This is a genomic window from Paraburkholderia sp. A1RI_3L (assembly GCF_048957895.1).
GTDB lineage: Bacteria > Pseudomonadota > Gammaproteobacteria > Burkholderiales > Burkholderiaceae > Paraburkholderia > Paraburkholderia kururiensis.
Map to the genome: position 1 here is coordinate 1,059,096 of NZ_JARCHA010000001.1, position 23,571 is coordinate 1,082,666.

Annotated in this window: 23 protein-coding genes; 15 read left to right on the forward strand and 8 right to left on the reverse strand. The window is 65.8% G+C overall.

The window, feature by feature from the left end; all coding sequences use genetic code 11:
• Window positions 1-247: 247 nt before the first annotated feature.
• The 8 genes from recA (at window position 248) to PXJ20_RS04995 (ending at window position 8,654) form a co-directional block, all read left to right on the forward strand.
• The gene (recA, locus tag PXJ20_RS04960; protein ID WP_199541685.1) at window positions 248-1,327 is read left to right on the forward strand and encodes a recombinase RecA; all 1,080 of its coding nucleotides are present in this window, start codon (window positions 248-250) and stop codon (window positions 1,325-1,327) included.
• Window positions 1,281-1,961, forward strand: coding sequence for a recombination regulator RecX (gene recX / locus PXJ20_RS04965; protein WP_421030975.1), 681 nt, complete (start codon window positions 1,281-1,283; stop codon window positions 1,959-1,961). The genes recA and recX overlap by 47 nt, the downstream gene beginning before the upstream one ends.
• A gap of 184 nt (window positions 1,962-2,145) precedes the next feature.
• Entirely contained in the window at window positions 2,146-2,895 is a 750-nt protein-coding gene (locus tag PXJ20_RS04970) for a DUF2889 domain-containing protein (RefSeq protein WP_421030297.1), read from the forward strand.
• The gene (gene sucC / locus PXJ20_RS04975; protein WP_017772797.1) at window positions 2,892-4,058 is read left to right on the forward strand and encodes an ADP-forming succinate--CoA ligase subunit beta; all 1,167 of its coding nucleotides are present in this window, start codon (window positions 2,892-2,894) and stop codon (window positions 4,056-4,058) included. The genes PXJ20_RS04970 and sucC overlap by 4 nt, the downstream gene beginning before the upstream one ends.
• Before the next feature lie 119 nt (window positions 4,059-4,177).
• Window positions 4,178-5,059 carry a succinate--CoA ligase subunit alpha gene (sucD, locus tag PXJ20_RS04980; protein ID WP_017772798.1) on the forward strand — a complete coding sequence of 294 codons (882 nt, stop codon included), beginning with the start codon at window positions 4,178-4,180 and terminating at the stop codon, window positions 5,057-5,059.
• A gap of 161 nt (window positions 5,060-5,220) precedes the next feature.
• Complete coding sequence (locus tag PXJ20_RS04985) at window positions 5,221-5,943, forward strand: TerC family protein (protein ID WP_017772799.1); 723 nt, start codon at window positions 5,221-5,223, stop codon at window positions 5,941-5,943.
• Between the two features lie 239 nt (window positions 5,944-6,182).
• Entirely contained in the window at window positions 6,183-6,743 is a 561-nt protein-coding gene (locus PXJ20_RS04990) for a pilin (protein WP_421030976.1), read from the forward strand.
• A gap of 126 nt (window positions 6,744-6,869) precedes the next feature.
• Window positions 6,870-8,654: a PglL family O-oligosaccharyltransferase gene (locus tag PXJ20_RS04995; RefSeq protein WP_421030298.1), complete on the forward strand. Its 1,785-nt coding sequence runs from the start codon at window positions 6,870-6,872 to the stop codon at window positions 8,652-8,654.
• Between the two features lie 97 nt (window positions 8,655-8,751).
• Here the strand turns inward: PXJ20_RS04995 and moaC are convergent, their stop codons facing one another.
• A complete protein-coding gene (gene moaC, locus PXJ20_RS05000) occupies window positions 8,752-9,228 on the reverse strand; it encodes a cyclic pyranopterin monophosphate synthase MoaC (protein WP_421030299.1) in 477 nt (158 codons plus the stop codon).
• Between the two features lie 293 nt (window positions 9,229-9,521).
• Here moaC and PXJ20_RS05005 point away from each other — a divergent pair, with 293 nt between their 5' ends.
• Window positions 9,522-11,402 (forward strand): M48 family metallopeptidase, encoded by a 1,881-nt coding sequence (locus PXJ20_RS05005; RefSeq protein WP_421030300.1) that lies wholly within the window; start codon window positions 9,522-9,524, stop codon window positions 11,400-11,402.
• A 158-nt stretch (window positions 11,403-11,560) separates the two neighbouring features.
• Here PXJ20_RS05005 and PXJ20_RS05010 read toward each other — a convergent pair whose 3' ends face one another.
• From PXJ20_RS05010 to PXJ20_RS05035, 6 genes are all read right to left on the reverse strand, one after another.
• Window positions 11,561-12,148 carry a DUF2946 family protein gene (locus PXJ20_RS05010; RefSeq protein WP_421030301.1) on the reverse strand — a complete coding sequence of 196 codons (588 nt, stop codon included), beginning with the start codon at window positions 12,146-12,148 and terminating at the stop codon, window positions 11,561-11,563.
• On the reverse strand, window positions 12,141-13,217 hold the full coding sequence (locus PXJ20_RS05015; protein WP_421030302.1) for a YheT family hydrolase: 1,077 nt from the start codon (window positions 13,215-13,217) through the stop codon (window positions 12,141-12,143). The genes PXJ20_RS05010 and PXJ20_RS05015 overlap by 8 nt, the downstream gene beginning before the upstream one ends.
• Window positions 13,218-13,279: 62 nt before the next feature.
• Window positions 13,280-13,726 carry a nuclear transport factor 2 family protein gene (locus PXJ20_RS05020; protein ID WP_017772806.1) on the reverse strand — a complete coding sequence of 149 codons (447 nt, stop codon included), beginning with the start codon at window positions 13,724-13,726 and terminating at the stop codon, window positions 13,280-13,282.
• A gap of 170 nt (window positions 13,727-13,896) precedes the next feature.
• A complete protein-coding gene (gene waaF / locus PXJ20_RS05025) occupies window positions 13,897-14,922 on the reverse strand; it encodes a lipopolysaccharide heptosyltransferase II (protein WP_017772807.1) in 1,026 nt (341 codons plus the stop codon).
• Between the two features lie 233 nt (window positions 14,923-15,155).
• Window positions 15,156-15,350 carry a zinc-finger domain-containing protein gene (locus PXJ20_RS05030; RefSeq protein WP_017772808.1) on the reverse strand — a complete coding sequence of 65 codons (195 nt, stop codon included), beginning with the start codon at window positions 15,348-15,350 and terminating at the stop codon, window positions 15,156-15,158.
• Window positions 15,351-15,430: 80 nt separating this feature from the next.
• Window positions 15,431-16,354 carry a branched-chain amino acid transaminase gene (locus tag PXJ20_RS05035; RefSeq protein WP_114809197.1) on the reverse strand — a complete coding sequence of 308 codons (924 nt, stop codon included), beginning with the start codon at window positions 16,352-16,354 and terminating at the stop codon, window positions 15,431-15,433.
• Between the two features lie 336 nt (window positions 16,355-16,690).
• Here PXJ20_RS05035 and PXJ20_RS05040 point away from each other — a divergent pair, with 336 nt between their 5' ends.
• From PXJ20_RS05040 to PXJ20_RS05050, 3 genes are all read left to right on the forward strand, one after another.
• Window positions 16,691-17,440: an AzlC family ABC transporter permease gene (locus PXJ20_RS05040; RefSeq protein ID WP_017772810.1), complete on the forward strand. Its 750-nt coding sequence runs from the start codon at window positions 16,691-16,693 to the stop codon at window positions 17,438-17,440.
• Window positions 17,437-17,760 (forward strand): AzlD domain-containing protein, encoded by a 324-nt coding sequence (locus PXJ20_RS05045; protein ID WP_017772811.1) that lies wholly within the window; start codon window positions 17,437-17,439, stop codon window positions 17,758-17,760. Before PXJ20_RS05040 ends, PXJ20_RS05045 begins: the two co-directional genes overlap by 4 nt.
• 307 nt (window positions 17,761-18,067) lie before the next feature.
• A complete protein-coding gene (locus PXJ20_RS05050; RefSeq protein ID WP_017772812.1) occupies window positions 18,068-19,267 on the forward strand; it encodes a phosphoglycerate kinase in 1,200 nt (399 codons plus the stop codon).
• Window positions 19,268-19,336: 69 nt separating this feature from the next.
• Here the strand turns inward: PXJ20_RS05050 and PXJ20_RS05055 are convergent, their stop codons facing one another.
• Entirely contained in the window at window positions 19,337-19,606 is a 270-nt protein-coding gene (locus tag PXJ20_RS05055) for a hypothetical protein (RefSeq protein WP_421030303.1), read from the reverse strand.
• Between PXJ20_RS05055 and pyk the strand changes: the two genes are divergently transcribed.
• The 3 genes from pyk to PXJ20_RS05070 all read left to right on the forward strand — a co-directional run bounded on the left by pyk (window position 19,605) and on the right by PXJ20_RS05070 (window position 23,546).
• Entirely contained in the window at window positions 19,605-21,041 is a 1,437-nt protein-coding gene (gene pyk / locus PXJ20_RS05060; RefSeq protein ID WP_017772813.1) for a pyruvate kinase, read from the forward strand. The two genes, PXJ20_RS05055 and pyk, sit on opposite strands and share 2 nt — an antisense overlap.
• A 310-nt stretch (window positions 21,042-21,351) precedes the next feature.
• A complete protein-coding gene (gene fba, locus PXJ20_RS05065; RefSeq protein ID WP_026121040.1) occupies window positions 21,352-22,416 on the forward strand; it encodes a class II fructose-bisphosphate aldolase in 1,065 nt (354 codons plus the stop codon).
• A 239-nt stretch (window positions 22,417-22,655) separates the two neighbouring features.
• Window positions 22,656-23,546 carry a phosphoribosylaminoimidazolesuccinocarboxamide synthase gene (locus tag PXJ20_RS05070; RefSeq protein ID WP_413213071.1) on the forward strand — a complete coding sequence of 297 codons (891 nt, stop codon included), beginning with the start codon at window positions 22,656-22,658 and terminating at the stop codon, window positions 23,544-23,546.
• The last annotated feature ends 25 nt before the right edge of the window (window positions 23,547-23,571 follow it).

The following is a 23,571-nucleotide window of genomic DNA, read 5'->3' on the forward strand; positions in this document are numbered from 1 at the left end:
CTTGGGCCGGCGCCGTGTTGTCGCGCGGCGCTCAGCGCGGTCTCCAAAAGTGTCGTGGCGGCGGCGAGTGTCGGCTCCGGTACGAAGCCCGAACTCAAGAATCCGGCTTGCCGGGCTTGCCAAAACTACTGTTTTTTTATACAGTGCCTGAGATTCATGTGCAATCGCAGCGGCGCGTGTACCAACGTGTCCCGCAGCGGCCTGCACATCTGCCTCAGACGCCGTTCATCATAGCAAAGGACGATTCATGGAAGAAAGCAAGAAAGGCTCGGCTGGACTGACTGCTGAAAAGAGCAAGGCGCTTGCTGCTGCGCTCGCGCAGATCGAAAAGCAGTTCGGCAAAGGGTCGATCATGCGGCTCGGCGACGGCGAGGTAGTGGAAAACATCCAGGTGGTGTCTACCGGCTCGCTCGGCCTCGACATCGCATTGGGTGTCGGTGGCTTGCCGCGCGGTCGGGTGGTCGAAATCTACGGTCCTGAGTCGTCGGGCAAGACCACGCTCACGCTGCAGGTGATCGCCGAAATGCAGAAGCTGGGCGGCACGGCGGCGTTCATCGACGCGGAACACGCGCTCGACGTTCAGTACGCAAGCAAGCTTGGCGTCAACGTGCCGGAACTGCTGATCTCGCAGCCCGACACCGGCGAACAGGCGCTGGAAATAGCTGATGCGCTGGTGCGCTCGGGTTCGATCGACATGATCGTGATCGACTCGGTCGCGGCACTTGTGCCGAAGGCCGAAATCGAAGGCGAAATGGGCGACTCGCTGCCCGGTTTGCAAGCGCGTCTGATGTCGCAGGCGCTGCGCAAGCTCACCGGCACGATCAAACGTACGAACTGCCTCGTGATCTTCATCAACCAGATTCGCATGAAGATCGGCGTGATGTTCGGCAATCCGGAAACCACCACGGGCGGCAACGCGCTGAAGTTCTACTCGTCGGTGCGCCTGGACATTCGCCGTATCGGTTCGATCAAGAAGAACGATGAGGTGATCGGTAACGAAACGCGCGTGAAGGTCGTCAAGAACAAGGTGTCGCCGCCGTTCCGCGAAGCGGTGTTCGACATCCTGTACGGTGAAGGCATTTCACGCCAGGGCGAGATCATCGATCTTGGCGTGCAGGCCAAGATCGTCGACAAGGCAGGTGCGTGGTACAGCTATAACGGCGAACGCATTGGCCAGGGCAAGGACAACGCGCGTGAATTCTTGCGCGAAAATCCGGACATCGCCCGGGAAATCGAAAACCGTATTCGCGAATCCCTCGGCGTGGTTGCGATGCCGGCTGATGCGGGGCTGTCGGACGACGTCGAAGTCGCAGGCGAAGAGGAGTGATCGTCACGTGATGCGCAAGGGTCCGTCCGCGCCAGCGCCGCCTGCGCGGCTTGATCCACATGCCGCGGACCCCGCGCATCCAGGCGACGACACCACCGATGGGCCGGCGTTCAGCCGGTCCTCGGAACGCGCACGGTCCACGACCGCGCGCCCAAATTCATCGGCTGGCACCCAGCAGCGCCCCGGCCGTTCGCCCAAGGCGCGTGCGCTGGCTTACCTCTCTCGCCGCGAGTACAGCCGTTCAGAACTTTCCCGCAAGCTGATGCCGTTCGTCGAGGACGTCGGCGAACTGGATGCGCTGCTGGCATCGCTCGAGCGGGAAGGCTGGCTTTCGGATTCGCGCTTCGCCGAGAGTCTCGTTCATCGGCGGGCATCCCGGCTTGGCACCGGCCGTATTGTTGGCGAACTGAAACGGCACGCTGTGGGCGACACGCTTATCGAGCAGGTCAGCGCCCAACTTCGCGAAACTGAACTGGCGCGCGCTCAATCCGTATGGCGCCGAAGGTACGGCCAGCTTCCCGAAACGCCCGCCGAGCGGGCGCGTCAGGCGCGCTTCCTGGCCGCGCGTGGCTTTTCTCACGCCACCATCGCGAAAATCCTGAAGGGCATGGAAGACGACTGGCCCGAACCTTGATCCAGCCCTTCACGGAGTCCTCGCTGAGCCTTTTAGTCCGCGCCTGAATCTGGCACTCGGCTTCCGGTCTCGCGCGCCTCAACGCCTGCAGGAGTGATGCGATACCTCCACGGGGTTTCCCCAAGTGGGAAATACCCGCTATGCTAAAATCGTAGGGTTTCTCAACACAGCCTCGCCTTTCCGCATGCCGCTTCCCCCGCCTGCCTCCCGCAACTTGCGCCATACGCGTGCGATTCGGGCAGAGGCCTACGAGCGCGAAGACGGTTTATGGGATATCGAGGCATGCCTGACCGACCAGAAGCCGCGCGATGTGGCCCTTGCGTCGGGTGTCCGTCGCAACGGTCTGCCAATTCATGAACTCTGGCTTCGCATCACGATCGATCGGGAGCTCAATGTCGTCGACGCCGTCGCGTCGTCCGACTGGGTGCCCTATCCTGGTCAATGCGAAGCCGCCAATCCCGCCTACCGCGCCCTCATCGGGCTCAATCTGCTCCGTAATTTTCGTCGCGATGCTGCCCAACTGCTGGCCGGCACGGCGGGTTGCACGCATCTCACCGAGCTTTGTGCGGTACTTCCCACCGCCGCCATTCAGGCGTTCGCCGGCGACGTGTGGCATACGGGCGACAGCGCGCCGGAGCAGGGAAGCGGCAAGCGCGAGTCCGCTCACAACACAGGCGACGACGGGCGCACCGCAGACAACCCGCCTTTCCAGCTCGGTCGCTGCCACGCGCTGCGATTCGACGGCGAGGCGGTTCGACAGTTCTATCCGCGCTGGTACGGGCATGCGCCGCGCGACACGGTGCGCGCGGCGGACTCCATTGAAACCGGCAGGCAGACGGACCGCGGCGGCGACGCCGACGGCGCGTCCGGCCTGAACAAGAAAAGCGGAAACGAAGTTCAATCCAACTCTCAGACTGAAGGGAATCACGCATGAAGATTCACGAGTACCAGGGTAAGGAAATCCTGCGGAAATTCGGAGTCGCGGTACCGCGCGGCAAGCCGGTCTTCTCGGTGGACGACGCCGTCAAGGCTGCTGAAGAGCTGGGTGGCCCGGTGTGGGTCGTCAAGGCGCAGATCCACGCGGGCGGTCGCGGCAAGGGCGGTGGCGTGAAGGTCGCGAAGTCGCTGGATCAGGTGCGTGAGTACGCGAACCAGATTCTCGGCATGCAGCTCGTGACGCACCAGACCGGTCCGGAAGGCCAGAAGGTGAACCGCCTGCTGATCGAAGAAGGCGCGGACATCAAGAAGGAACTGTACGTCGGTATCGTGATCGATCGCGTGTCGCAGAAGGTCGTCGTGATGGCCTCGAGCGAAGGCGGCATGGATATCGAAGAAGTGGCCGCCAAGACGCCGGAAGCCATCCACAAGGTCGCGGTGGAGCCGTCCACGGGCCTGACCGACGCCGAAGCCGACGGCCTCGCGAAGCAGATCGGCATTCCCGACGCTTCGATTCCCCAGGCACGCGCCATTCTTCAGGGCCTCTACAAGGGCTTCTGGGAGACGGACGCATCGCTCGCCGAAATCAACCCGCTGATCCTGACCGGCGACGGCAAGGTCATCGCGCTCGACGCCAAGTTCAACTTCGACTCGAACGCGCTCTTCCGTCATCCGGAGATCGTGGCGTACCGCGATCTGGACGAAGAAGACCCGGCTGAAGTGGAAGCGTCGAAGTTCGACCTCGCCTACATTTCGCTCGACGGCAACATCGGCTGTCTCGTGAACGGCGCAGGCCTTGCGATGGCCACGATGGATACGATCAAGCTGTTCGGCGGCGAGCCCGCGAACTTCCTCGACGTCGGCGGCGGCGCCACGACGGAGAAGGTCACGGAAGCCTTCAAGCTGATGCTGAAGAACCCGGGCCTGAAGGCCATTCTGGTCAACATCTTCGGCGGCATCATGCGTTGCGACGTGATCGCCGAAGGCGTGATCGCTGCGTCCAAGGCCGTGCATCTGCAAGTGCCGCTCGTCGTGCGCATGAAAGGCACGAACGAGGACCTCGGCAAGAAGATGCTGGCCGATTCCGGCCTGCCGATCATCTCGGCAGACAGCATGGAAGAGGCTGCGCAGAAGGTCGTCGCGGCAGCCGAAGGCAAGTAAAGGGCGCTTCACCGAACACGCATGGCGGCGCGACGCGCGTGAGCCGGCCAGCCTGCCGCAAGGTGCGGGCAGGCCGGACGGGGCGCATGGCGCGACGCCAAACGAACAGAGGTCAATACATGTCGATTCTGATCAACAAGGACACCAAGGTCATCACGCAGGGCATTACCGGCAAGACCGGTCAATTCCATACCCGTGCGTGCCGCGAATACGCAAACGGCCGTGAGGCGTTTGTTGCAGGCGTGAACCCCAAAAAGGCCGGCGAAGACTTCGAAGGCATTCCCATCTACGCGAGCGTCAAGGAAGCGAAGGCCGAAACGGGCGCGACCGTCTCGGTCATCTACGTGCCGCCCGCAGGCGCTGCCGCTGCGATCTGGGAAGCCGTCGAGGCCGACCTCGATCTCGCGATCTGTATCACGGAAGGCATTCCCGTGCGCGACATGATTGAAGTGAAGGACCGCATGCGCCGCGAGAACCGCAAGACGCTGCTGCTCGGACCGAACTGCCCCGGCACCATCACGCCGGACGAACTGAAGATCGGCATCATGCCGGGTCACATCCACCGCAAGGGCCGCATCGGCGTGGTGTCGCGCTCGGGCACGCTGACGTACGAAGCGGTTGGCCAACTGACGGCGCTCGGCCTTGGCCAGTCGTCGGCAGTCGGTATCGGCGGCGACCCGATCAACGGTCTCAAGCACATCGACGTCATGAAGATGTTCAACGACGATCCGGACACGGACGCCGTCATCATGATCGGTGAGATCGGTGGTCCGGACGAAGCAAACGCCGCTTACTGGATCAAGGACAACATGAAGAAGCCGGTGGTGGGCTTCATCGCGGGCGTGACGGCGCCTCCGGGCAAGCGCATGGGCCACGCCGGCGCGCTGATCTCCGGCGGTGCGGATACCGCCGAAGCGAAGCTCGAGATCATGGAAGCCTGCGGCATCAAGGTCACGAAGAACCCGTCGGAAATGGGCCGCCTGCTGAAGTCGGTGCTGTAACCAGTAACGCGCCGGCCGCGCAACAGCGCGCCGCCGCGTTTTTCTGATACGCTTACGGAACCCTTTCGTGGCGTAACAAGACAGAGCGAGGGAGCGAAGATTGCTTCCTCGCTTTTTTTGTTGGCCGCGCGTTCGCCTTCTCCCACTCTCATTGCCTGTCCATGCTCGAGTTTTTCACGACACTCCATTGGCCCGCAGTCTTTCAGATCGTCATCATCGACATCCTGCTAGGCGGCGACAACGCAGTCGTCATTGCGCTCGCCTGCCGCGATCTGCCGGCCAGCCAGCGCATGCGCGGCGTCATCTGGGGCACCGCTGGCGCCATCGTGCTGCGGGTGGCGCTCATCGCGTTTGCGGTCGTGCTGCTCGACGTTCCGCTGCTGAAGTTCGCGGGCGGCCTGCTGCTGCTGTGGATCGGCGTGCGCCTCGTCGCGCCTTCGCAGGAGGGCCACTCCAACGTCAAGCCGGCGGACAAGCTGATCTCGGCCATCAAGACCATCATCGTCGCCGACGCGGTGATGAGCCTCGACAACGTGATCGCCATTGCCGGCGCGGCGGAGCAGGCCGACCCGCAGCACCGCATCGCGCTCGTGATCTTCGGGCTCATCGTGAGCATTCCGCTCATCGTGTGGGGTAGCCAGCTCGTGCTGAAGCTGCTGGACCGCTTCCCGATTGTGGTGACGCTAGGCGCGGCGCTGCTCGGCTGGATCGCGGGGGGACTCATCATCAACGACCCTGCCGGCGACCGCTGGCCGATACTGGACACGCCTGTCGCGGAATACGGCGCTTCTATCGGCTGCGCAGTCTTTGTCGTAGTACTCGGATACGTGCTGAAGCGCCGCAACGAGCGACGAGCGACAGCGGGTTCCTCCGGCACGCATTGAGCCCGTCGCGGCTGAGCGAGGCGCGACGCATACGGAGCCGACCTCGCGGCATGGCCGTCCGGCCGACTGCCGCGGCATGAGGTGGCTGGATACGATCAACGCCTGTCTCCATACGGAGGCAGGCGTTTTTCGTTCCAGGAGTTCGCCCGATGACCGTTCCCGTTTCCCTCTGCGTGCCGCCGCTCGCGCACGCCTCGATGCAGATCTCGCTGTCACATCGAGGCCGCTGCCGCCGCCTTATGTCGAGCCGGTCCACACGAGCCGTTCGTCACGCACGCGCCTTCGTCAACGCCGGATTCACGCTGATCGAACTGATGATCGTGCTTGCGATCGTCGGCGTGATCGCCGCGTATGCGATTCCCGCCTACCAGGACTATCTCGCGCGCAGTCGGGTAGGCGAGGGCTTGTCGCTGGCAGCGTCGGCGCGCCTCGCGGTGGCGGAGAACGCCGCGAGCGGCAACGCGTTCGGCGCGGGCTTCGCCTCGCCGCCCGCCACACGCAATGTGGAATCCATTCGCGTGGATGAGAACACGGGCCAAATCGCGATCACCTTCACCCCACGCGTGGCCGCTGCGGGCGCCAACACGCTGGTGCTCGTGCCCTCGGTGCCTGACAACGCCGACGCTCCCACCGCCCGCGTCGCGCTCGTTCAAGGCACAGCCCAGGCAGGCGCCATCACGTGGGAATGTTTCGCGGGCGGCAAGGCGGCGTCCTCGCTACCGGCACCGGGCTCGGGGCCTATGCCTGTCGATGCCGCCACGCTTGCAGGCAACCTTGCACCACCGGAGTGCCGTGCCTGAGGAAGGGGCAGCAAACGCGCGAAGGGGGCATGGTGCTGAAATGGTCGCCGTATTCGCACCACGGCAACCGCACAGCCCGGGAAAAGTTTTGTATAGTGCGCCGGTTGCTGATGCCGCCGGTTACTCATGCCCTCTTCCTTTGCGCGTTTTCTTTCTCTCGTTCTGCTTGCTGCCGCGTTGATTCTTCCGTACGCGGTCGTCAACCATACGTACCCCATCCCGACCTTCTATGCCGAATTCACCGCGCTGGCGCTCTACCTGCTAACCGCGGGGGCCATGGTGCTGCTCGTCGGCACGTCGCGGCCGCGTATCGCATTTGCCTCACCGGCCGTCGCGCTTGTGCCGCTGTTGTTCGGTGCGTTGCTCATTGCGCAGTCGTTCGTACTTCCAGTGCAGCAGCCCTCGATGAACTGGCTGGGAGGCGGCTTCCTGCTCGCGGCATTCGTAGCCGCACACACGGGCTACGGCTTTGCGCGCGCGGACATGGCGGACACGGCGTTGCGCTGGGGCGCATACGCGTTGCTGCTCGGCGGCCTGTTTGCCGTGTTCTGCCAGGTCGTGCAGCTGTTTCATCTGGAAGCGAAGGTCTCGCCCTTTGTCGTGGCCTACAACATCACGGTGGATCGTCGTCCGTTCGGCAACATGGCGCAGGCCAACCACCTCGCGACCTACATCGCGTTCGCGATGGCCGCCGCGCTCTATCTGGTGCAGACGAGGCGCCTGCCCGTCCTGCTCTGGGGACTCCTTTCGGTGATCTATGCCACTGGACTCGCTTTGACGGTTTCCCGCGGTCCGTGGCTGCAAATGGGCGTGATCGTGGTGGCCGGGTTCTGGATGGCGTTTGCCGAGGCGAAGCAGCACCTCGCGTTTCGGCGCAGCAGCCGGGCGTGGCTGATTCCGGTCGTGCTCGCCGTGCTGTTCGTCGTCGTCAACGCAGCGGTGCGCTGGGCCAACGTGCATTACCACCTCGAACTCGGGGAGTCGGCGGCCGACCGGTTCCGCGACGCCGGACAGATCGCGCCACGCCTCGCGCTCTGGAAATACGGCTGGACGATGTTCAAGATGCACCCGCTCTTCGGCGTGGGTTGGGGCGAGTTCCCAGGCTATCAGTACCAGTTGGTCAAGACGCTCGGCGGCGTGGAGATCGCGAACAACTCGCACGACATCTTCATCGACCTGCTGGCGAAGACCGGCGTGGCCGGCTTCGTGGTGGCCGTGGTCGGGCTTGTCGCGTGGCTCGTGCGGGTGCTGCGCGCGCCGCATACCGCGGGACGGGTCTTCGGCGTCGCGCTGATCGGTGTGCTGGTGATGCACGCGCTTGTGGAGTACCCGCAGCAGTACATGTTCTTCCTGCTGCCCGCGATGTTCGTCTTCGGGTTGCTCGAAACGAAGCCGTTGCGGCTTGTTCCGGAAAGGGCGTCGTTTGGTCTCTACACGGTGATCGTGTTCGGCGGACTGGCTGCGCTTTATCCGGTCTATCGCGACTACACCCGCGCCGAGGTGCTGTACTACGGCTCGCGTCCCGCCGAGCAGTATCGTGCGGATCCGTCGTTCCTGTTCGGCGCGTGGGGTGAGTACGGTCTCGCGACGCTTCTGCCCGTCGACGCCAACGACTTGCCGCACAAGCTCGCCATGCACCGCCGGGCGATCGCGCTATTGCCCGGCGAAACGGTATTGCGCCGCTATGCCGTGCTGCAGGCCCTGAACGGCGATACGGCGGCGGCCTTCGATACGGTTGGGCGTCTGAAGATCTTCGCGCAGGAACTGCACGACTGGCCGTCGCAACTGGCGTCGCTGTACGACCTGTGCGACGAACAGCCGTCGCTTGCGGGTTTCAAGGCGGAGCTGGTCAAGAAGTACGGTACGCCGCCTCCGGGCGCGAACCAGCAGGACGACGAAGAGGACGATTAATCCGCCACGCCGGCCACGACGGCGGCTTCAGGGCCGCCGCTGCCGCGGCCGGCGGGTTTGCGCCTGAGGCTGCATAAGCCTGCGCCTCGGGCTACGGTTAAGCCGCCACCCAATCTCCTGACTTTCCCCCATGCTTTTCCATCACTTTCACGTCGGTGATGGTCATGCCCCGATCCACCGCCTTGCACATGTCGTAGACGGTCAGCAGACCGACCTGCACGGCCGTGAGCGCCTCCATTTCCACGCCGGTGCGCCCGAACGTCTCGACCTGCGCCGTGCAATGCACGCCGGGTAGCGTTTCGTCGAGCACGAAATCCACCGCAACGCGGGTGAGCGCGAGCGGATGGCACAGCGGGATCAGGTCCGCGGTGCGCTTTGCGCCCTGGATCGCCGCGATACGGGCCACGCCGATCACGTCGCCCTTTTTCGCGCCGCCGTCGCGGATCAGCGCGAACGTCTCGGGCAGCATGCGGATCGAGCCGCGCGCCACGGCGATGCGTTTGGTTTCCGCCTTGGCGCCCACGTCCACCATATGCGCTTTGCCGGAGTCGTCGAAATGGGTGAGTTCTGACATCGTCTGGCTCCTTGAAAGGGCGCCTATCATAGCAGCGCCCGGCGTTTCCGACGGTGTGCCACGGTGCCATCGGGGCATGGTCCAGCGGCTACCAGCGGCTACAATAGCCGTGCTTTCCGAACACCTTCAAGCCGGCCTCTGCGAGCGGACAAGCTCGCGAAAAGCGCACTGGGGTTTCATGCCGCATCGTCGTGCGTGGTGAGGCGCCCGGCCGGTTTCATCGAACACTGCCAATGCGTCCAGACAGGCTCCTTGCTGCATGGTTGTGCGCTGCCCTCGCGGTGCCGCCGGGCATGTTCGCGCAAGCCCAGCCCGTCGTTGCGCCTCGCGCGGCGGTTCAGTCGACCAGCGGTGGCACCGGGTCCGGCACCGCGACAGCAGGAGCCGGCGCGTCCGCCACCACCAGCGCCGCTGCAACTACCACCGACGCCCCCCACGCCCCCCACGCCCCCGACGCCTCAGCGACCGCCCGCGCCGCAGCGCCCATCGGCACCAACGCCATCACGCGCCCAGTCGCACCAGGCAACCTCACTTTCGGCAAGACTCTTCCTCGCGAAGCGGCTGTCTCCAGCGAAGCGCCGCTCGAAAGCGCGTTGTCCGCCAGCTACGCCGAACCGCTCCTGCCGCCCGACATCGCCCAGGGCGTATTCGGCACCTATGGTGGCGCCCAGGCGCGGCTGTCCGGCCGGCCGGGCGCCAACGCCAGTCTGCGCGCGCCGACCTGGTACCAGCAACTGCCGGACCTCGGCGACGGCTCCGGGGGCTCGCTCTCTCCCGAGGCCGAACGAAAGCTCGGCGAGCGCGTCATGCGCGAGATTCGGCGCGACCCCGACTACGTCGACGACTGGCTCGTCACCGATTACCTGAACGCCATTGCGACGAAGCTCGCCTCGGCCGCAAGCGACCAGTTCATCGGCGGTTACCGGCCGGACTTCGAAGTCTTTGCCGTGCGCGATGGCCAGATCAACGCGTTTTCCATGCCCGGCGGCTTTATCGGTGTGAACACCGGGCTCATTGCATCGACGCAGACGGAGTCCGAACTGGCGTCCGTGATCGGGCACGAGATGGGCCACGTGCTGCAGCGGCACATCGCCCGCATGCTCGCCGCCAACGAGCGCAGCGGCTACGCGGCGCTCGCGGCGACCCTGTTCGGCGTGCTTGCCGGCGTGCTCGCGCGCAGCGGCGATCTGGGCAGTGCGATCGTGCTGGGCGGCCAGGCGTACGCGGTCGACAATCAGCTGCGCTTTTCGCGTTCCGCGGAGCGCGAAGCGGACCGCGTCGGTTTTCGCCTGCTCACGGGCGCCGGCTACGATCCCTACGGCATGGTGACCTTCTTCGAGCGGCTCGATCGCTCGGCGATGGGCGATACGGGCGTGCCGGCTTACGCTCGCACGCATCCGCTCACCGTGGAGCGCATCGCCGACATGGAGGACCGCGCACGCCGGTCGCCGTATCGGCAGCCGCGGCAGTCGGCGGAGTACGGGTTCGTGAGGGCGCGCGTGCGCGTCATGCAGGACCGCTCGCGCAGCGACTACGCCGACGCGATCGCCCGTTTGCGCTCCGAGATCGAAGACCGCACGGCCATCAACGTGGCGTCGAACTGGTACGGCATGGCCTACGCGCAACTGCAACTGGAGCAGTACGATGCCGCCGCCGCGTCGCTTGCGAATGCGCGCAAGGCATTCACGACGTTCGAGGTGCATGAGGGCGACGGCACGCGCAGCTCGCCGAGCCTCGACGTGCTCGCCGTCGAAATTGCGAGCCATGCCGGCCATAACGATGAAGCGTTGAAGCTCGCGGCCGCCGCGCAACGCGCCTGGCCGGCGTCGCATGCAGCCGTAGACGCGCGGCTCAAGGCGCTGCTCGCGGCGCACCGTTTCGCCGACGCCCAGGAACTTGCGGCAAACGAAACGAAAGCGGAGCCGCAGCAGTCCGCGTGGTGGTTCTACCTGGCGCAGGCGAGCGTGGGAACGGGCGATGCGCTCACGCAGCATCGCGCGCTCGCCGAGAAGTTCGCGCTGGAAGGCGCCTGGCCTTCGGCCATCCGCCAGTTGAAGGAGGCACGCGATCTGAAGTCGGTGGGGTACTACGATCTCGCGACCATCGACGCCCGCTTGCACGATTTCGAGCAGCGCTACAAGGAAGAGCGCGAGGACGAGAAGAAGAACGGTTGACGCGCGCGGGCGAATTGGCGGCTTCGCGACTCCAGCGATTCACCGGGTCGGCCCGAGCCGCTAAACCTCCTACGGCCGCGAGGCCCGGTTCGCGCGGCCCTGCTCGCGAGGCTGACGCGCACGACCGTTATCCCGGCCATTGTCCGCGCCGCCTCCTGCTAACTCCGCTCCCGCTTTTCAGCATCCGCCGGACTCGCAACGAACCCGAACCGCGCAGCCACCTCGTCGCGGCGGATCGGCCGCAGCGTGAGCGCCTGGTCGGCACGCCAGTGGAACGTGCCGCTCGCGCCGTCATCGGCCAAGGTGGCGTGCGTGGAGAACAGCTCCAGATCGTGATCGTGGAGCACGGCCACCTTCGGCGGCTGGGATGCATCCGAAAACAGCACGCCGCCCGTGTCGTCGATGAACGCGGTTGCGGGCTCGAAGGCCGAGCCCGTCTGATCGGCGAGCATGAGCTTGCCGTCCGCGCCGCAGTGAAGCCGTACTACCCACGGTGTATAGCCGAGTTCGACGTAGACGCGCTGCGGCCCGTTCTGGAAGAACCACTGGCCCTTCCCGTCGCACGCGTAGTTGCGGTTGATGAACCCGAGCAGCGCCGTGTGGCGGATCGGGTCGCCGGCCGCGCCCTGGGCCTGGGCGGCCTCGTCGCGCATGCGCCATTGGCCGCGCGCGTCGAGCAGCAGCCACCCCGTGCAATGCGGGACGTTGGGCCAGCGCGCGAGCGCCTGCTTGACGATGTCATCCATGATCGACAAACGATTCGAGATAGCTCAGCACGTGCGTCGCGAGCCAGCCGTAGCGGCCCGGAAACGGGCCGGTCATGAAGCCGACGTGGCCGCCGTGCAAAGGCTGTTCGAGCCGGACCGACGCGGCCACGTCTTTCTGCGCGGGCAACGCGGTGCCGGGCAGGAACGGGTCGTTGCGCGCGTTGAGCACGAGCGTCGGCACTTTGATCTCGCCGAGCAAGGGACGTACCGTGGCGCGCGTCCAGTAGTCGTCGGCGTTGCGAAAGCCGTGTAGCGGCGCGGTGACCACGTCGTCGAACTCGTACATGTTGCGCGCGCTGAGCATGGCGTAGCCGTCGAAGAGCCCCGGATACTGCGTGAGTTTTTGCTGGGCCTTCGCCTTGAGTGTCTTCAGGAAGCTGCGTGTGTAGATCATGCCGAAGCCTTCGGCCAGCATCTTGCCGCCGGCATGCACGTCCAGCGGCGCGGAGATCGCGGCGGCAGCGGTCACGATGGATGCGTCTTCGCGCCGTTGACCGAGCCAGTGCAGCAGCACGTTGCCGCCCAGCGAGACGCCCGCGGCCACGAGCGGCCCGCGATGCTGCCGACGCAGACGCCGCAGCACCCAGTCGACCTCGCTCGAATCGGCGAGGTGATAGAAGCGCGGCATCAGGTTCAGCGGCCCGCTGCAGCTACGGAAGTGGGGCACCACAGCACGCCAGCCGCGCTCGCGTGCGGCGGCCGCCATGGCACGCGCGTAATGCGAGGCGGAGCTGCCCTCCAGACCGTGGAACAGCACGAGGAGCGGGGCGTCCGCCGCAACGGGCGCGGCACTCCCGTGGTCGAGCCAGTCGAGTTCGATGAAGTCACCGTCTGGCGTGTCCCAGCGCTCGCGCCGGTACGTGACGACGGGCAGCCGCGCGAACAACGCGGGAACGATGGTTTGAGCATGGCCGCCTGGCAGCCAGAAAGGCGCGCGATAGCCGCTTGCGGCGGTGTTTTGCGCGAGAGACGGCTCGATCCCGTCGGCGCGTAACGTCGGGTTGGATGAATTCGTGGGAGCGGAAGCGGGATCGCGCATGGTGCTCATGGTACTGGCAGCGGCGCCGTGGGCGAACGCGAGCGTCGGCGGTCAGTGACGCCTCGTGGCGCTCAGTGCAACGCGCCCTGGCCGTGGCGCATTTTTGCGGCGAACTGGCTCGCGGCGTCGTCGGGCATGCGGCTCGCGTGGATGTGCGCCATGCGCCATTCGCCGCGTTCGTGAACCATCACGTAGGTCGTGAAGACCATTTGCGGCGTGGCGACCGGATCGGCCGGCCGGTGCGCTTCCGCAATTGCGTAGACCACGGTGCCGAGGCTGTCGTAGACGCGCACGTCGAGCGGTTCGATGGAAACCGGCTGGGCTCCCAGCTGCGCCGCGAGGCCCGTGCGGATGGCGTCGAGCCCGTGCAGATGCGAGCCGTCCGCGCAGATGTAGCTCACGAACTCTTCATCGATCCACATGCCCATCAGGCTGTCGATGTTGACTTCCGCGACGGCCTGGTACCAGGCGTTGAGGGTATCGGCAGCGGCTTCGAAGATGTGGGCAAAACGTGGCATGGCTCGTCGTTCGTATGCGCAGAGGGCGCGTGGGTTGCGGGCGGCGGTCAGCGGGCCAGCCGCGAGCATGCCAGCGCTGCGAGACGCGAACATGACGCTGGCACGACGGCCGGTAATTGCCTCGGGACACGGCCGCGCCGCGGCCCGGTCCCCATTGCGGCTGCTCGCCGCTAGCGTTGCGCGAGCAGCATGCCGCGCAGGTCGCTGAACACCTGTTCGGCGCTGAGCTGACGCAGGCAGTTCAGGTGGCCGAGCGGACATTCGCGCTGAAAACAGGGGCTACATTCGAGATGGAGCCATTGTACCTTCGCGAGCTCCGAGAGGGGCGGGGTGTGGCGCGGATCGGTCGACCCGTACACCGCGACGAGCGGGCGGCGCAGCGCTGCGGCCACGTGCATCAGGCCCGAGTCGTTGGTCACTACGGCGCTCGCGCGTGAAATTAGCGCGCACGCCTCGCCGAGCGCGGTCTGGCCGCACAGGTTGCGCACGTTCGGCGCCTCGTCGGCAATGGCTTGAGCGAGCGGGGCGTCTTTCGGCGAGCCGAGCGCGACGATCTGCGTATACGGAAATGAGCGGGCGATGATCTGCGCGAGCGCCGCGAAGTGCTCGGGCGGCCAGCGTTTGGCGGGGCCGTATTCGGCGCCGGGGCAGAACACGACGAGCGGCACGCGCGTGTCCAGATTGAAGCGAGCCGAGACGCGCGAGGCCTCGTTCAGGTCCGATTCGAGCCGCGGCATGGGCAGGTCGTCGGGTATCTTCGCGCCGGGCGCGTAGGCGAGCGCGGCGTAGTGGGCGGCCATGGGCGGACGCTCGTCCTTGCGCGGATTCGCGTGGCGCACGTTGAGCAGCCCGTAGCGGCTCTCGCCCGTGTAGCCGATGCGCAGCGGAACGTGCGCGAGCCACGGCACGAGCGCCGACTTGAACGAGTTGGGCAGGACGTAAGCGGCGTCGTAGCCCACATCGCGCAGGTCGCTCGCCAGTTGCCAGCGGCGCAGCATCTGCAGCTTGCCGTGGGCGAGGTCGGTGGCGTAGACGTCGCGAATCTCGGGCATGCGCTCGAGCACGGGCGCGACCCAGGTGGGCGCGACGGCATCGATCTGGAGGCGCGGATGCAGTTTCACGAGCCGCGAGAGAAGCGGCTGCGCCATGAGTGCGTCGCCAATCCAGTTCGGTGCGATAACGAGCGCGCGGCGCATCAGTAGAAGTATCCGGAAATGAGCAAACGCGCCGCACTGGAGGGTGCGGCGCGTGGGTAGTGGGAAGGACGCGGGTGCGGGCCGTGGGCAGTACGAGTCCCGTACGACCCTCGCGCGAAGCCCGCGGTGTAGCAGCGCGGGCCGTGCGTCCGGCGGGGCGCCTCAGCGCGCCCGGCGAGTAGTGGCCCCAGAGCAAGCGCCCGGTGGAGCCCTCGCGGGCGCTCAGTGGCCTCTCAGTGGCCCTTCACGACCTCGCCGTCACGCAGCTTGTAGCGCGTGCCGCAGTAGGGGCAGCGCGCTTCGCCGTGGGTCACGTCGATGAAGACGCGCGGATGCGTGCTCCAGCGCGGCATCGACGGATTCGGGCAGTACGCCGGAAGATCTTTTGCCGACAGTTCGACCAGCGGCATTTCCTTGATTTCACTCATGGGGACGTTTCTCGTTGTTGCTGTAGCCAGGCCTCAGCCGGCGGCGCGTTGCAGGCGCGCGGCGCCGCTGTGAACCTGCGTCAGATTTTCGTGAGCCAGTCTGCGTATTGGGCGTTCTTGCCCGAGACGACGTCGAAGAACATCGACTGGAGCTTTTCCGTGATCGGTCCGCGCGAGCCGCTGCCGATCGTGCGGTTGTCGAGTTCACGGATCGGCGTGACTTCGGCGGCCGTGCCCGTGAAGAAGGCTTCGTCGGCGATGTACACCTCGTCGCGCGTGATGCGCTTCTCGATGACCTCGATGCCGGCGTCTTTCGCGAAACGGATCACCGTGTCGCGCGTGATGCCGTCGAGGCACGACGAGAGGTCCGGCGTGTAGAGCTTGCCGTTGTTCACGAGGAAGAAGTTTTCGCCCGAGCCTTCGGAGACGTAGCCGTCCACGTCGAGCAGCAGCGCTTCGTCATAGCCGTCGGCGGTGGCTTCCTGGTTGGCGAGAATCGAGTTCACGTACCAGCCCGATGCCTTCGCGCGAACCATCGAGATGTTCACGTGATGGCGCGTGAACGACGACGTCTTCACGCGGATACCCTTCCTGATGCCGTCTTCGCCGAGGTAGGCGCCCCACGGCCAGGCCGCGATGGCGACGTGGATGGTGTTGCCCTTGGCCGAGACGCCGAGCTTTTCCGAGCCGACCCAGATGATGGGGCGCAGGTAGCACGATTCCAGCTTGTTCTCGCGCACCACTTCGCATTGCGCGGCCGCGAGCGTCTCGTGGTCGAACGGCACGTCCATCTGGAAAATCTTCGCCGAGTTCAGCAGGCGCTTCGTGTGCTCTTTCAGGCGGAAGATCGCGGTGCTGCCGTCGGCCGTCTTGTAGGCGCGCACGCCCTCGAATACGCCCATGCCGTAGTGCAGGGTGTGGGTGAGCACGTGGATGGTGGCGTCGCGCCATTCGATCAGCTTGCCATCCATCCAGATCTTGCCGTCGCGGTCGGCCATTGACATACGATTCTCCAGGCGGTGCGGTTACGGATGTGTCCTGCGGGAAAGCCGCCTTGCGCGGAAGGCACGGCGGGCGCACCTCAAGCGGCCCCGTGCGAACGGGCGAGGCGCGGCGCGACAGCGTGACACGTGAATCCGGCGAGCGGCGAAGACCGCCATTTTAGCGTCTTTTGCCCAAAGAACGGGCATTTCGCCCGCTGCCGACGCTATAATTCTGCGTCCACATAAGACAAATTCCGACGCGCGGACGGGCGCTGCAAGACACGGCGCCCTCAGAACGGCTGCCGCGCGTGCACCTTGCGCTGCCTCGCGCGGCGCTTGCTCCGCTCCCGCTTCCTCATGTCCTGCGCCCGTTTCACCGAAGTCGATCGCCGTGCCTTCAAGGAAGGCTTGCGCGCCTATTCGCCCACGCTGATGGCGATCTTCTCGTGGGGCCTCGTCACGGGCATCGCGATGAGCAAGTCGGTCATGACGATTCCACAGGCGCTCGGCATGTCGCTGCTCGTCTATGCGGGCTCGTCGCAGCTGGCCGTGCTGCCGCTGCTCGCCGCGAAGCTGCCCATCTGGACCGTGCTGCTCACGGCCGCCATGGTCAATACGCGATTCGTGATCTTCAGCGCCGGCCTTGCGCCGCATTTCTCGTATTTGCCGCTGTGGCGGCGTCTGTTGATCGGCTATTTCAACGGCGACGTGATTTTCCTGCTGTTCCAGAAAAAGAGCTTCCAGCACGGCTACGTGCCGGGCAAGGAGGCGTACTTCTGGGGCATGGCCGGCGCGAGCTGGCTGTCGTGGCAGGTGTCGTCGGTGGCGGGCATTCTGCTCGCGAGCCTCATCCCGGATAACTGGGGCCTCGCGCTCGCCGGCACGCTCGCGCTCATTCCGATCATGGTGTCGGCCATTGCCACGCGCTCCACGCTCGTTGCCGTGACGATCGCAGGCGTCGTCGCGCTGATCGCGTTCGACCTGCCGTACCGGCTCGCCCTGCCGCTCGCCGTGCTGGCGGCGCTCGCAGCGGGCGCCGCGGCGGACATGCTGATCGAGCGCGCGGACCTGCGCCGCATCCACGACGGCACCGGAGGTTCGTCATGAGCGCAACGCAGATGTGGCTCGTCATCGCGGGCATGACGGTTGTCACGGCGATTACTCGCGCGCTGTTCCTGCTGGGCGGCGAGCGCACGGTGCTGCCCGAGCGTGCGCAGCGCGCGCTGCGCTATGCGCCGGCTGCGGCGCTGGCCGCCGTGGTGCTGCCCGACGTGCTGGAAACGTCAGAGGGACTCTCGTTCGCGCTTTCCAACCACGAGTTTTACGCCACGGTTGCAGGTCTTGCCTGGTTCTTGTGGCGCCGCAGCATGCTCGGCACGATCGTGACCGGCATGCTGGCATTCACTGCGCTGCGTCTCCTGTTCTGATTGGGTCGGAAGGCGTGCTGCATTGCGTCATGCGGGGCGATCCCAAATAGGGGGCATGCGGCGCAGCCGGTCTCAGAACGACATGGCTATCGGCTAAAATGCCCTTCTTGCGGACCGATGCAGCGAGACGCCGGTGCGGCGGCTCGGGGCTGCGCGAGGGCACCTGAATCGTGCGCCCCATGCGAGGCGCGCCGGGTTGCCCGGAACTGCGCGAGGCCGTCCGAAGTCGTCCGAGGCCGTGAATGGCCCAACCGCCGGGCTGCACGTCGTCCGCCACCGCCTTCCCACCATCAACGCACTGTCAATCATGAACCAGGTACTGCGTCTCTCCGATCTGATCTCCGAAGGCAAGCTGTCCGGCAAGCGCGTGTTCATCCGTGCCGATCTCAACGTGCCGCAAGACGATGCGGGCAACATCACCGAAGACACGCGCATCCGCGCCTCGGTGCCCGCCATCCGCGCCGCGCTTGACGCCGGTGCGGCCGTGATGGTCACGTCGCACCTCGGCCGTCCCACGGAAGGCGAGTTCAAGCCCGAAGATTCGCTCGCGCCGGTGGCGAAGCGCCTTGCCGAACTGCTGGGCCGCGACGTGCCGCTCGTTGCGAATTGGGTGGAGAACGGCGTGAGCGTGACCCCGGGCAACGTGGTGCTGCTCGAGAACTGCCGCGTGAACAAGGGCGAAAAGAAGAATTCGGACGAGCTCGCGCAGAAGATGGCGAAGCTCTGTGACATCTACGTCAACGACGCCTTCGGCACCGCGCACCGCGCCGAGGCCACCACGCACGGCATCGCGAAATACGCGCCGGTGGCGTGCGCCGGCCCGCTGCTTGCGGCGGAACTGGACGCTCTCGGCAAGGCGCTCGGCGCGCCGAAGCGCCCGCTCGTGGCGATCGTCGCGGGCTCGAAGGTCTCTACCAAGCTCACCATCCTGAAGTCGCTCGCCGAAAAGGTGGACCAGTTGATCGTGGGCGGCGGCATTGCCAACACGTTCATGCTCGCGGCCGGTCTGAAGATCGGCAAGTCGCTGGCCGAAGCCGATCTGGTCGAAGAAGCGAAGGCGATCATCGAGGCAGCGAAGGCGCGCGGCGCGTCGGTGCCCATTCCTGTGGACGTCGTGACGGCGAAGGAATTCGCGGCCACGGCGAAGGCCGAGATCAAGGCCGTGGCGGACGTCGCCGACGACGACATGATTCTCGACATCGGACCGGAAACGGCGAAAACGCTCGCTGCGCAGCTGGAGAAGGCCGGCACGATCGTCTGGAACGGCCCGGTCGGCGTGTTCGAGTTCGACCAGTTCGGCAACGGCACGAAGACGCTCGCGCAAGCCATCGCCAATTCGCCGGCGTTTTCCATTGCGGGCGGCGGCGATACGCTCGCGGCCATCGCCAAGTACGGCATCCACGACAAGGTCAGCTACATCTCCACGGGCGGCGGCGCGTTCCTCGAGTTCCTCGAAGGCAAGAAGCTGCCCGCCGTCGAAGTGCTCGAATCGCGCGCGGCGGCCTGAGATGGCCTCACGCGCCCGTGCAGCGAAGCCGGCTTCGGCCGGCACGCGCGCGTCACGCCCGGCCGCCGCTCACGGGCGCACCGCTTCAGCTTCATCCACGAAGTCATCGACCAGGAAAACCGCCCGCGCGGCGGCTGCCCCCGGCGCCGTCACGCAGGCGCTCGCAGAACCCGCAACGACAGCAACAACGGCAACGACAGCAACAAGCGCCACACCAACACACAAAGCGACGCCGGCCCGAACCGGCGCGCAACCCATGGCGGTGCCCGCAACGGCACTGCCTGCACGCCCGACTCTCAGCGCACTTCCTAGTGATCTCACCCAGACGAGGAGTTTCATGCATCGCGCCACCAAGATTGTCGCCACCATCGGACCGGCTTCCAGCACGCCGGAGATCCTGCTGCAAATGATGCAGGCAGGGCTCGACGTGGTGCGCCTCAACTTCTCGCACGGCACGGCCGACGACCATCGCCAGCGCGCCGAATTCGTGCGCGAGTGTGCGCGCCAGGCCGGTCGCGAAGTCGCCATCATGGCCGACCTGCAAGGGCCGAAGATTCGCGTGGGCAAGTTCGAGAAGGGCAAGACCACGCTGGTGCCAGGCAGCGCGTTCGTGCTCGACGCAGACTGCGAGCTTGGCAACGACGAGCGCGTCGGCCTCGACTACAAGGACCTGACGCGCGACCTCAAGCCCGGCGACGTGCTGCTGCTGAACGACGGCCTGATTGTGCTCGACGTGGTGCGCGTGATCGGCAGCGAGATTCACACGACGGTGCGCGTGGGTGGCGACCTGTCGAACAACAAGGGCATCAACCGCCAGGGCGGCGGGCTGTCGGCGCCCGCGCTCACGGCGAAAGACATGGAAGACATCCGCACGGCGATGTCGCTCGGCGCGGACTTCATCGCGGTGTCGTTCCCCAAGAACGCCACGGACATGGAGATGGCCCGTCAGCTCGCGAACATCGCGGGCGCGCCTTATGGGCTCAAGCCGAAGATGATCGCGAAGATCGAGCGCGCCGAGGCGATCCCGGCGCTGCAAGGCATCCTGGACGCCTCGGACGGCATCATGGTGGCGCGCGGCGACCTCGCAGTCGAAGTAGGCAACGCCGCGGTGCCCGCGCTGCAAAAGCGCATGATCCGCATGGCGCGCGAGTCGAACAAGCTCGTCATCACGGCCACGCAGATGATGGAGTCGATGATCCACGCGCCGGTGCCCACGCGCGCGGAAGTGTCGGACGTGGCGAACGCCGTGCTCGACGGCACGGACGCCGTGATGCTCTCGGCCGAATCCGCGGCGGGCAAGTATCCGGTGCAGACCATCGAAACGATGGCCGCCATTTGCGTCGAGGCCGAGAAGTCCGAGCACGTGGAACTCGACAAGGACTTCCTCGACCGCACGTTCACCCGCATCGACCAGTCCATCGCGATGGGCGCGCTCTTCACCGCTTACCACCTGGGCGCGAAGGCGATCGTCGCGCTCACGGAATCGGGGTCCACGGCGCTGTGGTTGTCGCGTCACTGGACCCATGTGCCGATCTTCGGTCTCACGTCGCGCGTGGGCAGCGAGCGCGCAATGGCGCTGTACCGCAACGTCACGCCGCTGCACCTCGAAACCAGCCACGACCGCGATGTCGCGTTGCAGCAGGCGCTCGAAGTCGTCGTGGCGAAGGGTTTTGCGTCGCGCGGCGATATGGTCGTGCTCACGGTCGGCGAGCCGATGGGCCAGGCGGGCGGCACGAACACGCTGAAGATCGTGCGGGTGGGTGCGCCGTACTAAGTTCGTAGCGGAGCCGGGGTACGAGCGAACAAGAGGCGGCGCGCGAGAGGCCGTGCCAACCGCTCGTCGCCCGGCTTCGTCGCGCAGCCGGCGCTGCGGCTGTCGCCCGAAGCGATAGCCAGCGCACGTTCCGGACCCGCGAGAGTGCCCAGGCAGGCGGAACGCCGATTGCTTCGCGATAAAATCGCCCTTATTCGGATGAGCGGCAGCGTGTAACACGGCGCCGCGGCGGTTGAGAAACCCGCCCAGACCGGCCGCGACAGACGGCCGGCAGCACGACAGATTCGTTTCAAATCAAAGGAGTAACACCATGCCTCTCGTATCAATGCGTCAGTTGCTGGACCACGCCGCCGAAAACGGCTACGGCCTGCCGGCATTCAACGTCAACAATCTGGAGCAGGTGCAGGCGATCATGGCGGCGGCGGACCAGGTGGGCGCGCCGGTCATCATGCAGGCGTCCGCCGGTGCCCGTAAGTACGCGGGCGAAGCGTTCCTGCGCCACCTGATCGAGGCGGCCGTGGAGGCGTATCCGCACATTCCGGTGGTGATGCACCAGGATCACGGCCAGTCGCCCGCGGTGTGCCTCACGGCCATCCGCAGCGGCTTCACGAGCGTCATGATGGACGGCTCGCTGCAGGCCGACGGCAAGACGGTGGCCACGTACGAGTACAACGTCGACGTGTCGCGCAAGGTGGTGGAGATGGCGCACTCGATCGGCGTGACGGTGGAAGCGGAGCTGGGTGTGCTGGGCTCGCTCGAAACCATGAAGGGTGACAAGGAAGACGGCCACGGCGCCGAAGGCACGATGACGCGCGAGCAGCTGCTCACCGACGTCGAGCAGGCCGCCGACTTCGTGAAGCTCACGCAGTGCGACGCGCTCGCCATCGCGATCGGCACCTCGCACGGCGCCTACAAGTTCTCGAAGAAGCCGACGGGCGACATCCTCTCGATCCAGCGCATCAAGGAAATTCACGCACGCATTCCGAACACGCACCTCGTGATGCACGGTTCGTCGTCGGTGCCGCAGGAACTGCTCGCCGAGATCCGCGAATTCGGCGGGGACATGAAGGAAACCTACGGCGTGCCGGTGGAAGAGATTCAGGAAGGCATCAAGCACGGCGTGCGCAAGGTCAACATCGACACCGACCTGCGTCTTGCCATCACCGGCGCGATTCGCCGCTATTTCGCCGAAAACCCGTCGAAGTTCGACCCGCGCGACTACCTGAAGCCGGCGCGCGAAGCCGCGAAGAAGGTGTGTGTGGACCGTTATCTGGCCTTCGGCTGCGAAGGTCAGGCCGCGAAGATCAAGCCCGTTTCGCTCGAAAAGATGGCGCAGAAGTATGTCGCCGGCGAACTGGCGCAGGTCGTCCGGTAAAATACGGCGTTTGGCGGCGCCCTGATTCAGGGCGTCCAGCTTCCCGGCTGGGCGTTCCAGGGGTTCGCCGCCTGGCGTGGGCTGGCCGCAGGGCCCGCAGCCACGCGCAGTTGTTACCCGTGCCGCCGTTCCCGCCTGACCGTGGGAACGGCGTCTGGCTTTTGAACAGCCTCGGTTTTTCCCCGTTTCCGCCAGCTCCCGGGCGCCACTTTTTGCAAATCACGACGATGTCTACCCCGATGTCTACTCTCTACGAATCCACGCTCCGCTCGCTGCCGCTGCTTGGCCGCGGCAAGGTCCGCGACAACTACGCGGTGGGCAACGACAAGTTGCTGATCGTCACGACCGACCGCCTCTCGGCGTTCGACGTGATCATGGGCGAGCCGATTCCGGGCAAGGGCCGCGTGCTGAACCAGATGGCCAACTTCTGGTTCGCGAAGCTCGCGCACGTCGTGCCGAATCACCTCACGGACGTCGCGCCGGAAAGCGTCGTCGCCGCGGACGAAGCCGAGCAGGTGCGCGGTCGCGCGGTGGTCGTGAAGCGTCTCGAACCGATCCTCGTGGAAGCGGTGGTGCGCGGCTACCTGGCCGGCAGCGGCTGGAAGGACTATCAGGCCACCGGTTCGGTGTGCGGCGTGCAGTTGCCGCCGGGCCTGCGTAACGCCGAGAAGCTGCCCGAGCCCATCTTCACGCCCGCGGCCAAGGCCGAAATGGGCCACCACGACGAGAACATCACGTTCGACGAGATGGAACGCCGCATCGGCACCGAGCTTTCGGCCACCATCCGCGATATCTCGATCAAGCTGTACAAGGAAGCCGCCGACTACGCGGCCACGCGCGGCATCATCATCGCGGACACGAAGTTCGAGTTCGGCCTCGACAACCAGGGCAAGCTCTACCTGATGGACGAGGCGCTCACCGCCGACTCCTCGCGCTTCTGGCCGGCCGACCAGTACCAGGTGGGCACGAACCCGCCCTCGTTCGACAAGCAGTTCGTGCGCGACTGGCTCGAAACGCAGAACTGGAAGAAAGAACCGCCCGCGCCGAAGCTGCCCGACGACGTGATCGAAAAGACGTCGCAGAAGTACCAGGAGGCGCTGGAGCGGCTGACTGGCCAGAAGCTCGCGTGACCCACCGCGAAGCGCCAGAGGAAGC